Source organism: Nocardia sp. NPDC041819 (assembly GCF_055590505.1).
Window position 1 is genome coordinate 28,992 of sequence record NZ_JBVJAP010000004.1, and the last position, 13,194, is coordinate 42,185.

At 69.5% G+C, this 13,194-nt stretch carries 8 protein-coding genes; 7 read left to right on the forward strand and 1 reads right to left on the reverse strand.

What is annotated here, in order from left to right:
* Positions 1 to 41 precede the first annotated feature (41 nt).
* From eccD to ACZ6DL_RS14760, 7 genes are all read left to right on the forward strand, one after another.
* Positions 42 to 1,565, forward strand: a complete 1,524-nt coding sequence (eccD, locus tag ACZ6DL_RS14730; RefSeq protein WP_466051361.1) for a type VII secretion integral membrane protein EccD — start codon at positions 42 to 44, stop codon at positions 1,563 to 1,565.
* Positions 1,565 to 2,923: a type VII secretion-associated serine protease mycosin gene (gene mycP / locus ACZ6DL_RS14735; protein WP_466051363.1), complete on the forward strand. Its 1,359-nt coding sequence runs from the start codon at positions 1,565 to 1,567 to the stop codon at positions 2,921 to 2,923. Before eccD ends, mycP begins: the two co-directional genes overlap by 1 nt.
* On the forward strand, positions 2,920 to 4,641 hold the full coding sequence (gene eccE, locus ACZ6DL_RS14740; protein ID WP_466051365.1) for a type VII secretion protein EccE: 1,722 nt from the start codon (positions 2,920 to 2,922) through the stop codon (positions 4,639 to 4,641). Before mycP ends, eccE begins: the two co-directional genes overlap by 4 nt.
* Before the next feature lie 16 nt (positions 4,642 to 4,657).
* The gene (locus ACZ6DL_RS14745) at positions 4,658 to 5,011 is read left to right on the forward strand and encodes a helix-turn-helix domain-containing protein (protein ID WP_040865466.1); all 354 of its coding nucleotides are present in this window, start codon (positions 4,658 to 4,660) and stop codon (positions 5,009 to 5,011) included.
* 77 nt (positions 5,012 to 5,088) lie between these two features.
* Positions 5,089 to 6,141, forward strand: a complete 1,053-nt coding sequence (locus ACZ6DL_RS14750) for a hypothetical protein (protein WP_466051368.1) — start codon at positions 5,089 to 5,091, stop codon at positions 6,139 to 6,141.
* Between the two features lies 1 nt (position 6,142).
* Entirely contained in the window at positions 6,143 to 6,823 is a 681-nt protein-coding gene (locus ACZ6DL_RS14755) for a hypothetical protein (RefSeq protein ID WP_466051369.1), read from the forward strand.
* 170 nt (positions 6,824 to 6,993) lie between these two features.
* A complete protein-coding gene (locus tag ACZ6DL_RS14760; RefSeq protein WP_466051371.1) occupies positions 6,994 to 11,937 on the forward strand; it encodes an NAD-glutamate dehydrogenase in 4,944 nt (1,647 codons plus the stop codon).
* A 35-nt stretch (positions 11,938 to 11,972) separates the two neighbouring features.
* Here ACZ6DL_RS14760 and ACZ6DL_RS14765 read toward each other — a convergent pair whose 3' ends face one another.
* The gene (locus ACZ6DL_RS14765) at positions 11,973 to 13,034 is read right to left on the reverse strand and encodes an SPFH domain-containing protein (RefSeq protein WP_466051373.1); all 1,062 of its coding nucleotides are present in this window, start codon (positions 13,032 to 13,034) and stop codon (positions 11,973 to 11,975) included.
* Positions 13,035 to 13,194: the final 160 nt, after the last annotated feature.

A 13,194-nucleotide genomic window follows, 5' to 3' on the forward strand; every position in this document is an offset into this window, starting at 1 on the left:
CCGAGCGTCAGCGAGGCGCAGGCAGTCAGCGAGGCGGAGGCATGAGTACTGCCGTCGCGCCCGCGCCTGCCGGGACGCAGCCGTCGGCGGAGGTCGCACGGGCGCGGATCGCCGTGATGGTCTCCACGTATCAGGTCGATGTGGTGGTGCCGACCAAGTTCACCATCGAGACGTTCATCGACGACCTGCTGGTCGTCCTGGCCTCGGCCATCGATGACGAGAGCGTCGATTTCACCCCGCCGCAGGGCCAGTGGAGCCTGGCCCGCCCGGGCGAGCCGCCGATTCCGCGCTGGCGCAGCCTCGCCGACCACGACGTCACCGACGGCACCGTGCTGATGCTGTCGGTCGTCGAATCGGCGGAGGTCTTCACGCCGGTGGTCGAGGACATCACCGACGCGCTCGCCCTGATCAACGAGCGCGAGTTCGCCGAGTTCGACGCGAACACCGCCGCCATCGTCGGGCTGACCGTCCTCGGCATCGGCGCCTCGGCGGTGGCCGCCATGCTGACCTGGTCGTGGACGATGACCGGTTCGACCTTGTGGTGCGGACTGCCCGCCCTGCTGCTCGGCGGGCTTTGCTGGGCGGCCGCAGCGCAGGCCCATCGGCGCAATGCCGCGGCGAAGCTCGCCCTCGGCTTGACGTTGACCGCGACGCCGCTGCTGTTCGCCGGAGGCGCGATGCTGGTGCCGCCCCCTTACGACCAGCCCGGCCCGCTCACCGCGGCCAACCTGGCGGCCGGAGCCGTGGTCGCCGCGGTAGCCGCCGCCACCATGATGCGGTTGAGCAAGATGGGCATCGCCACCTTGATGGCGGTGACGGTGCTCGGCATCATGCTCACCATCGCGGCGTTGCCGGTGACCTACGCGGATCTGTCCGTCGGGCAGGTCGCGGGCGGCACGGTATTCGTCGCGATCGTGTTGCTGACCGCGGCGCCGCGCTTGGCCGTGGTCATCGCCCGCATCCGGCCGCCGGATCTGCCGGACCCGGGCAACGAGGTCTCGCCGACCACGCTGACCGATATCTTCGACGCGGAGACGGTGCGCGAAGGCGACGAGCACACCGCGGTCGGTGAGCAGCAGCGCAACGCCGCCGAGGCCGGTATCGAGGGCCGCGCCCGACTGGCGGTAACCAGCCTGCGCGGTCTGATGGCCGCGATCTCCACCGTGCTCGCGGTCGCCGCGGTGATCGCGGCCGCGGTCAGTCCAGGCGGCATCCGGGAGATCGTCATGGCCGCCGCGATCGGCGGCCTGCTCGCGATGCGCGCACGCTGGCACCCGGATCGGGTGCAGGCGATCGCGCTGGTCGCCGGATCCGTGGTCACCGTCTGCGGCGTCGGCTTCGTCCTGGTAGGCGCGTACGAGAGCCCGGCCGCGCGTCTCGTGGTCGGCCTCGCGGTGGCGTCGGCGGCTTGTCTCGCCTGCGTCGCGGCGCTGCGGTTGCCGGGCAAACGGCTGTCGCCGGTCACCCGCCGTGTCATCGACCTGGTGGAATACGCGCTGATCCTGGTGGTTCCGGTGATCGCCTTCTGGATCATGGGCGTCTACACCGCGATGCGAGGGATCTGATGAAGGTCGGCAGTGCCGCTGTGGCGGTTCTCGCCGGGGCGATGCTGGCCGTCCCCGCCGCTCCCGCGGTCGCGCTGGAGCCGCCCCAGGTCGTGGTCGGCGCACCGCCCGCGGACGACCCGCCGGGGCCCGAGCAGCCGATGAAGCAGGACAAGGGCTGCCTGGCCGCGGGTGCGCTGCCCGACAGCGACCTCACCCGCACTCCACCCGCGGAACTCGCGCTGGACCTGCGCCGCGCCAAGGCGCTGAGCCGGGGCGCGGGAGTGACCGTCGCCGTCATCGACACGGGAGTGCAGCCGCACCCGCGCCTGCCCAACCTGGTCGGCGGGGGCGATTATCTCGCCGCGGGTGGCGACGGACTGTCCGACTGCGACGCGCACGGCACGCTGGTCGCCGGGATCATCGGGGCCACTCCGGATCCGGGGGATGGATTCACCGGGGTGGCCCCGGAAGCCCGGATCATCTCCATCCGCACCCGCTCCGGCGCGTTCAGTCCCGAACGGCCGAGCTCTGATCCGGGCCAGCGGACCGCCATCGAGATCCGGACGCTGGCCCGGGCGATCACGCGCGCCGCGAACCAAGGCGCCGGTGTGATCACCGTGTCGCTGCCCGTCTGCCTCCCGGTGGACGCTCAGGTGGACCAGTCCATGCTGTCGGCGGCCATCGGCTATGCCGTCCATGTGCGCGGCGCGCTCATCGTGGCCGGCGCGGGCAATGCCGGAGGCGGCGCCAGTTGCGCGCAGAATCCGGACATCGACCCGACGCGGCCCGCGGACCCGCGGAACTGGCGCGACGTGAAGACCATTTCCACGCCCGGCTGGTTCGGCGCCGACGTGCTCACCGTGGGATTCACCACCGCGACCGGCGCCCCCATGCCGGATTCGCTCACCGGGCCGTGGGTTTCGGTCGCCGCCCCCGGCACCGGCATCGAATCGCTCGGCCCCGGCGGCGGTGGCCTGATCAACGGCGTCGGTGAACCGGACAAGCTCGTGCCGGTCGGCGGCGCGTCGTTCGCCGCGGCCTACGTCAGCGGTGTGGCCGCGCTGCTGCGGTCGCGCTTCCCCAACGAGACTCCGCGCGAGATCGCCGCCCGCCTGCAGGCCAGCGCGCACGCACCGGCGCGCGGCATCGACAACGTGGTGGGCGCGGGCGTGATCGACCCGCTCGCCGCCCTGAGTTACCGCACTCCGCCGCAGCAACCCACGGGCCTGTTCCGCTCCGCGGAACTGCCCGTGCCCCCTCCACCGCGCCCGAAGGATCTGCGGCCCGCGATCACCGCGAGCGTGGTCATCCTCGCGGCGGTGCTGCTCGGCCTCGTCGGCAGTCACATGAACTCCGTGATGCGGAGGCGCCGGTGAGTTTTCCGAGCGTACGGGTCGCCGGCGTCGAGCGTGGTCCGTTCGCCGCCTTCGTCGTCGTCGGCAGCCCGCTCCTGGTCGGGCTGTCGGCCAAGACGCCGTGGTGGGTGAGCGCGGTGGTGGTCACGGTCCTGGTCGTGACGGTGACCGTCCGGGTCAACGAACGGACCCCCGTTCGCTGGCTGCTCGACTGGGCGGCCTACCGGAAAGGCCGGACCGCCCGGGCGCGTGAACGCACGCAGGCCGCCGGGATCCGGGACGTGCAGGTGGCCGCCGGCGTGTGCGGCATCAACGAGGCGGGCAGCACGCTGATCGCGATGATCCAGCTCGCGCCGAATCTCGACCTGCCCACCGTCATCGCCGAGCGAACCCTGTACACCGAGGACACCATCTCGGTCGACATGCTGTTCCCGATGCTGGATCAGTTCGGCATCGCGGTGGACATCGACATCGTCACCACCGGTCAGCGGGTCCGCTCCACCGGCAGCTACAGCATGCTCTACGACCAGCTGATCGGGACCCACCCGGTGGTCGGGGACCGGCTCACCTGGCTGGTTGTCCGGCTCGACCAGGAACGCAACCTGGCGGCGCTGAGCAAGCGCGGTCCGTGCGCGGTGGTCGCCCCCAAAGCGCTGGCCAGCGCCACGCATCGGATCGCGAGCCGCCTGCGCGAGCGGGGTATCGCCGCGCACACGCTGCCCGCCGCCGCCTTACGGGACGCGACGCGCCTGCTGCACGCCGGCGTCGAACTGTCCGACCTCCGGGAAACCTGGAGCAATCTGGAGTCGTCGGTGCCGGGCCGGTGTGTGACGAGCTTCCTGATCGACTGGACCCGGCTGGGCGGGGAGAGCCTCGACGACTGCTGGACCTGGAACCGCGGCCGCACCACTCTCGTGGTGAGCTTGACCGACGACACCGGGGGGCCGCGCGCCATCGTCCGGTTCATCGGCCCTGCGGTCACCACCGAGCCGCCGGACTACCTGCGGCTACTGCGCGGCGACCAGTCCAACGCCCTGCTGGCGTCGTTGCCCACCGGCTCCTCCATCCGAGCGCTACGCGGCTTCGAGTCCGGCGCCGACATCGCACCGGAGGAACTCGTCGCCGATCTGGCCATCGCGATCGGCCCGAACGGCCAGATCCTCGGCGCGATCAGCGGCCAGCCGCGCCACACTCTCGCGCTGCCGCTGTTCGATCCGGCCCGGTTCAACCCGCGCAGGCGCACCATCGATGTGCACGCCAGGTTGCCCGTCGCCCAGCAGATCATCCTGCGGGCGATGGTGGTCGGCGCGGACGTGGAGATCCATTCGGCGCGTCCGGACAGCTGGCGCCAACTGGTGAGCGCGGTCGGTGATCCGCGGTCCATGCGCCTGGCCGATCCGGGTGACGGGCATACCGGCACGCAAACCACCGAGGCGGAGACACCGGCCACCATCGCGGTCTTCGATCACCTGCCGCCGCGTGCGTCGAGCGCGCACACGACGGTCACCATCAGCGAGCCCGGCGGTCCGCGCAGGCGTGCGGTCGATCTCGCGATCAACCAGGTCAGCGCGACCGCGGTCGACGTGAGCATTCCGATGCGCACGGTGCGTGTCGAGCTGATCGAGCCGAGAGGCGAAACACGATATTTCGAAACCGTCGACGGACCGCCCGCGCACAACGCGGGAGCATCGGGACCCGTGGTTGCACCTCCGCAACCCGGTGGCCGTCGCGTGAGCTGATGGGAGCGGTCGGTTAATGTCTATCACCGTGGTAGCGGACACCCATTCCGATGGCGGCGATCTGACTCATCAGGACGCCGGGGACGCGCTAACCCCCAGACAGGCCGCGGCGGCGATCTTCTCCAGCCGGTTGTCGGAGCTGATCGCCGAATCCGTGGTCTCGACCGAGGACGGGTCGACGCGGTCGCTGACGCTCTACTCGCTGGCGCAGCACTTGGAGTTGGCCTACCCGGACGTGCCGGTGTCGCAGTCCGGGCTGTACCGGCTGATCCACGGTGACGCGATCCCGCGGCTGGATCTGGTGATCGCGCTGGCCCGGGTGTTCGACGTGCCGCCGGAGTACTTCGTGACCGAGGAGAAGAAGCGCTGACCCGACCGGTCGGCTGTTCTCTCCAGCGGGAATAGCACCGGCTCGGCGGTCGGCTCGGTCCGGATACGATCCGGACCATGCCCGCCGAGGACCCGGGAGATGTTTTTCTCCGTCATCGAGGTGCGGTCCTCGACGCACTGCTCTCCGATTCTTCGTTCGGGTCTTCCGCCGCGCCGTCGACCGGTGGCATGGAGCTCAGCGGCAGTACCGAGCACAGCGACAGCGTCGACTTCGCCACCGCGTCGCTCGGGTTGCCCGACCTCGACTCGGAGCCGCAGCAGGTCGCGCCGCGGCGTCGGACCGGTGACGGCCCGAAGGCGAGCGAGCGAATCCTCGCGCTGCTGAACGGGCAGGCACAGGAATCGGCTCCGGCGATGGAACTGGGGAACGACTACTCCTCGGTCGCCGCCCGATCGAACGTGCAGGCCGAACCGGAACCGGAACCCTCGCGCGCAACCCCCGCACCGTCCGAGCGGCTCGCGCCCGTGCAGCAGATGGCCAAGGACGCGCTCGTCCAGCTGCGCAAACCCAGGGTCGCGCTGATCGTCGCCGCCGTGGTCGCCGTACTGCTGGTGCTGCTGCTGGTCACCACCGGCGGCAAGGAGAAGAACACGGCGAACGATCAGCTTCTGGTCGTCACGCCGCCGCCGACCTCGGCGGCGCCCTCGACCTCGGCCGCACCGCCGGCGAGCTCGATCATCCAGCCGAAGTCCGCGACGTCGAAATGTCCGCCCGGCAGCACGTCGGCGATGGACGCTTTCGGCGGCCAGACGGGCAAGGCGTGGTCGTGCGTGCGCGCCTACAAGGTCGACGGCCAGGTCATCACCATCGACCTGGGCAAGTCTTATCAGATCGACTCGATCGGCATCGTGCCCGGCTGGGATCACATCGGCGCGGACGGCAGCGACCAGTGGGCGAAATACCGCACGGTGAGCCGGGTTTCGTACCAGTTCGACGACGGCAACAAGACCGTCTACACGCAGCCGACGCTCGATCAACGGACCTTGGTGGTGACCAAGACCGAGCCCGCGGTGAGCGCCTCGAAGATCGTGCTGACCGTCCTGGAGTCCAAGGGCGATCCGTCGATCAACACCACCGCGATCTCCTCCATCGTCATCACGGGGCGCTGAAGTGTCCACGCTGCCCGAACTGGTCTGCCAGTACTGCTCGCATCGCAACACCGGCGCGGATTCCCGCTGCGCGCACTGTGGAGCGCCACTGCGCAGTGCTGTGGATACGGCGCGAACCGTCGCGGAGAAGCTGCCCACGCAGGTCGCCGAAATCGCGGAGAAGGTCGGTGGTGAGGCGAAAAGCCTTGTGCACAAGGCCTATCCGCGCTGGCAGTGGTACACGGTCGGGGCGATCGCGCTGGTGATGGTGGTCGCCGCGGTTCTGGCGGTTCGGTCCTGTTCGCTGTCGCTGCCCTCGAATCTCCAAGGCACCGCGCCGGTCCGGGCCATGCCGGATCTGCTGCGCACGGCGGCGACCTGTCAGCCGCTGGATTCCGGTGGCCAGCGGGAGAAGTGCGTTATCGCCGCCACCGACCCGATGCTCTTCGGTGGTATCGCGGGCGGCCGGGACGTGACCTTCTACGCCGAACTGGTTGCGCAGGATCGTTTGGCCGACAGCATTTCTCGATGGCGCGGTGCGGGCGGTTCCGCCCTCGTCGACGGACCCGTCTACGCCGCGATCGGTCCTTCGGCAACCGTCTGGTACGCGGATACCCGGACGGGTCTGCGATTGGAAACGGGTACCTTCGCCGGTCGAGCCGGCGCCCAGACCTTCATGTCGCGGGCGGGACTGGTCCGCTGACCTGATCGCGCCTCTTCCGCCGGACTCCAGAAAATCCCTGATCCGGACGGCGTTACCCATGTCCGTCCTGGCAAATTATTGTTACACTGTTGATTGTGCCGTTATCCAGCGGTACGTTATGTGAAGTACGAAACACGTACGAGCGCAGTTCTCGGGAAGGCAACGGATCGATGGTGGCAACCACCCAGCAGACGATTTCACCGAAGCGGTTCCGCGATGATCCGACCGACCTGGAGGCGGCCTATTTCCGGTGGATCCAGCCGGGTCCCTCGGCGTCGGCGATCACGGACCGGGCCGAGCGGATCTTCCGTCAGCATCTGGAGCTGGCGGCCACCCGCGCGCCCGGTTCGGCGACCACCAGGGTCTACCGTCCGGACGACAGCGCGGGGGTCGGTGCCGCGATCCAGATCGTCAACGACGACATGCCGTTGCTGGTCGACTCGGTGACGGCCGCGCTGCGGCGATTGGGCGCGACGGTCACCGAAGTCGTGCATCCCGTGTTCGACGTCTCGCGCGACGCCGACGGCCGGGTGTTGTCCATCGCGCCGCGTGACGGCGTGGCCGAGCCGGCCGGGGAGGCGGACGGACAAACACTGCGCGAGTCGTGGATCCACGTGCAGCTGGGCGCGGGCCTGTCCGACGAACTGGTGGACCGGATCGAACAGGCGCTGCCGCCGCTGCTTGCCGACCTGCGCCGGGTCGCCGACGACACGCCGACCATGGTCGAGGTGCTCAATACCGTTGCCGACCAGCTGGATCAGGCCGCGCAGTGGGCCGGTGACGCGGAGATCCCGCAGACCGCCGGGCTGCTGCGCTGGCTGTCCGACGGGCACTTCACGCCGCTCGGCTACGGCTACTACCACTTCCGCCGCTCCGCGCCGAGCGCGAACGCCGACTTCGAACCGTGGCAGCTGCCCGGCACCGGGCTCGGCGTCCTCGGCAACGGCGCCGAAGCCGATATCAGCGTGCCCGTGGTCGGCGCGAAGCGCACGGTCCTGCGGATGGCCAACGGGTCGGTGGACTCACTGCTGCCCGGGTCTCGGGACCTGTACTTCATCAGCGTGGCCGACTACGGCGCGAGCGACCCGAGCGGCCGCGCGGCCTGGGGCGACACCGTCAAGATGGTCAAGGGCGAACATGTCTTCGTCGGCACCTTCACCGTCGCGGGCCTGCACGAGAACATCCTCGACATCCCGGTCATCTCGCGGCGCGTGCTGCAGGTCATCGAATGGGCGGGCTTCGGCCTCGACTCGTTCTCCGGCCAGGCCATGCTGGAGATGATGCAGTCGTTCCCGCGGGTGGAGCTGTTCTCCACCGACGCGCGCAGGCTGTTCGAAACCGTCTCCGCTGTCATGAATCTGGGCCTGCGGCGCCAGGTGCGGCTGTTCATCCGGCGCGATTCGCGCAGCGACACCATCTACTGCCTGGTCTACATGCCGCGCGACCGCTATTCCACCGAGGTCCGCGTGCGCATGGGCGACATCCTGCGCGAGCAGTTCGATGCCGAGCAGATCGCGTACTCGGCGCGGGCCACCGAATCGGAACTGGCCGTCGTCTACTTCACGGTGCACCGCAAGCCGGGCGCCGAGGCGGCCGACATCTCCGAGGAGAATCGCGAGCGGATCCAGGAGTTGCTGCTGGCGACGACCTGGACCTGGAGCGACCGTCTGGTCGCCGAGGCGGCGGGCGCCTCCGACATGCCGCAGGCGCTGGTCACCGAGTACGCGACGGCCTTTCCGGCGAGCTACCAGCAGGAGCACGAGCCCGCGCACGCGCTCAGCGATCTGCGCCGCCTCGAGCGGCTGTCCGACGGCGCGATCGACACCGACCTCTACCGGCAGGGCGACCCGGGCGCCGCCGAATGGCGATTCACGCTCTACGTCGCGGGTGAGGGCGTCTCGCTGAGCCGGGTGCTGCCGGTGCTGCACAGCCTCGGCGTCGAGGTGGTCGACGAGCGGCCCTATCGCATCACGCTCGCCGACCGGCCGGACCGCTGGATCTACGACTTCGGGCTTCGGGTGACCGCCGCGCCGCTGCGGGAAGCGCTCGACAGCGAGCCTGCCGCGCAGCTGGGGCACTCGATGGACGCCGTGTCGCTGCCGGAAACCAGTGTGCGACGGCGTTTTCCGGATGCGGTGACGGCGATGTGGTTCGGCCGCGCCGAAGTCGACGGCCTGAACGAACTGGTGCTGCGCGCCGGCCTGCACTGGCGTGAGGTGGCCTTGCTGCGCGCTTACGCGAAGTACTTGCAGCAGGCCGGTTTCGCCTACACCTTCGGGAACATCACCCGCGTCCTGCTCACCCATCCGGCGACGGCGCGGTCGTGCATCGACCTGTTCGCCGCGTACTTCGACCCGGACGGCGTCGGCGCGCAGGCCGCCGACCGGGCGGCGCAGATCGCCGAACGGCTGCAGGCCGAGATCGACGCGGTGGTCAGCCTGGACACCGACCGCATCCTGCGCGCCCTGTTCGGCCTGATCGAGGCGACCCTGCGGACCAACTACTACCGGCGCGACGAGGCGGGCGACGCGCTGGACTACCTGTCGGTCAAGCTGAATCCGCACGCGATCGCCGAACTGCCGAAACCGAAGCCGCAGTTCGAGATCTTCGTGTACTCGCCGCGAGTCGAGGGCGTGCACCTGCGATTCGGTTCCGTCGCCCGTGGTGGTCTGCGGTGGTCGGACCGCCTGGAGGACTTCCGCACCGAGATCCTCGGTCTGGTCAAGGCGCAGGCGGTGAAGAACGCGGTGATCGTGCCGGTCGGCGCGAAGGGCGGCTTCGTGGTGAAGCAACCGCCCGCGGCCACGGGCGATCCGGCCGCCGACCGGCAGGCGCTCGGCGCGGAAGGCGTCTCCTGCTACCGCACCTTCATCTCCGGCCTGCTGGACGTCACCGACAACGTGGACCGCGCGACCGGGGAGGTGCTTCCGCCGGCGCAGGTGGTGCGCCGCGACGGTGACGACACCTACCTGGTGGTGGCGGCCGACAAGGGCACCGCGACGTTCTCCGACATCGCCAACGACGTCGCGCAGAGCTACGGCTTCTGGCTCGGTGACGCGTTCGCCTCCGGCGGTTCGGCCGGCTACGACCACAAGGCCATGGGCATCACGGCCAAGGGTGCGTGGGAGAGCGTCAAACGCCACTTCCGCGAGATGGAACTCGACACCCAGACCCAGGACTTCACCGTCGTGGGCGTCGGTGACATGAGCGGCGACGTCTTCGGCAACGGCATGCTGTTGTCCGAGCACATCCGCTTGGTGGCGGCCTTCGACCACCGGCACATCTTCCTCGACCCGATTCCCGACGCGGCGCGTTCCTACCGGGAGCGGCAGCGGATGTTCGCGTTGCCCAGGTCGTCGTGGGCGGATTACGACACCTCGCTGATCAGCCCCGGCGGCGGCGTCTACGACCGCTCCGCCAAGGCGATCCCGGTGACTCCGGAGGTGCGCGCGGCACTCGACCTGCCCGCGAGCGTGACCACCCTGTCGCCGCCGGAGATGATCAAGGCCATTCTGCAGGCCCCGGTCGATCTGCTGTGGAACGGCGGGATCGGCACCTACGTCAAAGCGAGCAGCGAGACCAATGCGGAGGTGGGCGACAAGTCCAACGACGCGGTCCGGGTGAACGCCGACCGATTGCGGGTCAAGGTGATCGGCGAAGGCGGCAACCTCGGTGCGACGGCGCTGGGCCGCATCGAGTTCTGCCGCAACGGCGGACGGATGAACACCGACGCGCTGGACAACTCGGCGGGCGTGGACTGCTCCGACCACGAGGTCAACATCAAGATCCTGCTCGATGCCGTCGTCTCCAGCGGTGAACTCGCCGTCGCCGAGCGCAATCCGCTGCTGGCCTCGATGACCGACGAGGTTTCCGACCTGGTGCTGCGGGACAACATCTCGCAGAACTTCCGGCTCGGGATGTCGCGGGCCGACGCGGCGGGCATGTCGGGAGTGCACGGCAGGATGATCAACGACCTCGAACAGCGTCGCGGTCTCGACCGCGAGCTGGAGGCACTGCCGACGGAAGCGGAACTGGCCCGCCGCGCCGCCGAAGGGACCGGTCTCACCTCGCCAGAGCTGGCGAATCTCATGGCGCACGTGAAACTTTCGCTCAAGGCCGATTTGCTGGCCGGTGATCTGCTCGACAGCCCGGCGTTCGCGCCGGTGCTGCCCGCCTACTTTCCCGCGCCGCTGCGGGAGCGGTTCGCGCAAGCGATCGGCAGGCACCCGCTGCGGCGCGAGATCGTGGCCACCGTCGTGGTCAACGAGATGGTGGACTACGGCGGCATCACCTACGCGTTCCGGCTCGCGGAAGAGGCCGGGGCGACCACCGACGACGCGGTGCGCGCGTACCGGGCGGCGGTGGAGATCTTCGACCTGTACGACCTCTGGCAGCGGATCAGGCAGACACCGATGTCCACCGCGGCGCGCAACGAACTGGAACTGGAGACCAAGCGCACCCTGGACCGGGCCGCACGCTGGCTGCTGTCCAACCGGCCGCAGCCCATCGCGATCGGCGCCGACATCGCCAGGTACCGCGACGGCGTGCGCGCCCTCTCGGGCCGAGTGCCCACGTGGCTTACCGGCTACCTCACCGAGGATCTCGCCGAGCGTTCGCGGCGGTCGATCAGCCGTGGCGCGCCCCAGGAGCTGGCCGAGGAGGCGTTCGGGCTGATCCACCGCTTCCCGCTGCTGGACGTGCTCGACCTGGCCGACATCGCCGACCGCGACGCCGCGGAGGTCGCGGTGCTGTACTACGCGCTCAACGAGCACTTCCAGATCGAGCGGCTGCTGACCGCGGTCGGCAAGCTGGAGCGTGGCGGGCGCTGGCGGGCGCTGGCCCGGCTCGCGGTCCGCGAGGATCTCTACGATTCGCTGCGGTCGCTGACCCTCGACGTGCTGACCGCCACCGAGCCGCAGGACAGCACGGTCGAGAAGATCGCGTACTGGGAGTCGACCAACCGTTCGCGGCTGGCCCGTGCGGGTGCGTCGCTGGCGCAGATCTTCGCCGCCGAAACGCATGATCTCGCCGCGCTCTCGGTGGCGGCACGGCAGGTCCGCGGGATGGTGAGCGGCGGTGATGCGACGGCCGTCGCACCGACGGTCGCGGGCTGATCGACCACACGATGCCCGGAGGCAGGCGCTCGGCGTCAGCCTCCGGGCATCGGCGTTCCGCACTCGCCGCAAAACTTGGCGCCGGGGCTCGACTCCGCGCCGCAGCTCGTGCAGTGCCTCGGTTGCGTCACCAGACGCGCCCCGCAGTTCATGCAGAACTTCGCGCCAGCCGGATTCGCGCCCTGGCAAGCGGCGCATGACGTCTGAGCCGTCTCCGCCGCCGCGGCGGGAAGCTGCGGCGCGGGGGAGTGGCTGCCGACCTGGTGGCCGATGGCGTTCAGACTCAGTGCCGCGCCGAGGAATCCGCCTTCCATGCCGTGGTGTCCGCGCGCGAAACCCTGACTCGCGCCGAGCGCGAGTTCGCCCGCGGCGTAGCGCTGGAAATCGCCGGTGAGGCTGATGTACTTGACGTCCTTGGCGAGTCGCTTCAGTCGGTCGGCGTCCTCCGGCGCCAGACTGATGTCGAAGTTACCCATCCGCGGGATGCGCAGCCCGTATTCGTAGAGCGCGGTATTGGTCTGGCGCAGCACCGCCTGCTCGATCGGCTGCAGCTGTGCCGAGAGCCCGAGCACCGGCCAGTCGCGGCGCGCGACCCCTTGGGTCACCGCCATCTTCATGGATTTGAGCAGCAGGTCGGCGCACCAGCTCTGCACCCGGTCCGGGTCGGTGAGATCAGCGGTGCCCGCCAGGGCGGTCAGCAGCTCGGCCGGGTCGCGAACGGTCAGGGCGAACTCGCCGAAGACGCGCAGCGTCACCACCTGCTCGCTGACCGGATCGAGGATGTCGTCCAGCCGGCCGCCGAAGCGAATCCCCGGAAACTCCCTCGTGGAAACGAAATACAGTTCGGCCCGGTAGTAGTTGCCGCCGGTGAGGGTGTCGACGAGCGCACCGAGTACCGGGAGCTCGTCGGCGTCGATGCGGTGGCGTCCGGGGCCCATCGCGGCCACGACCCGCCCGGACTTGACGAAGAGGGCGAGCTGGTCGGCGTTGACCATCGCGCGGCTGTAGCGCCGGATGTTGACGTCCGGCCACTTGTAGACCAGCTGATTCTTGCGGTCCTCAGGGACCGCGATGAATTCCCGTTCGAACCAGGCCATCTGCGCTCCCTCGTCCCGTTTGTCCCACTGAGCGTACCGATATCTGGTGGCACGATCAACGAATCTTGTCGCGATCGCCGCTGCTCGGAAGCCCTTTTCTCAAAGTTCTTGATGTCCAGCGTGTTACAACATGCCAATCGCTATTGAACGTGCCGCTATG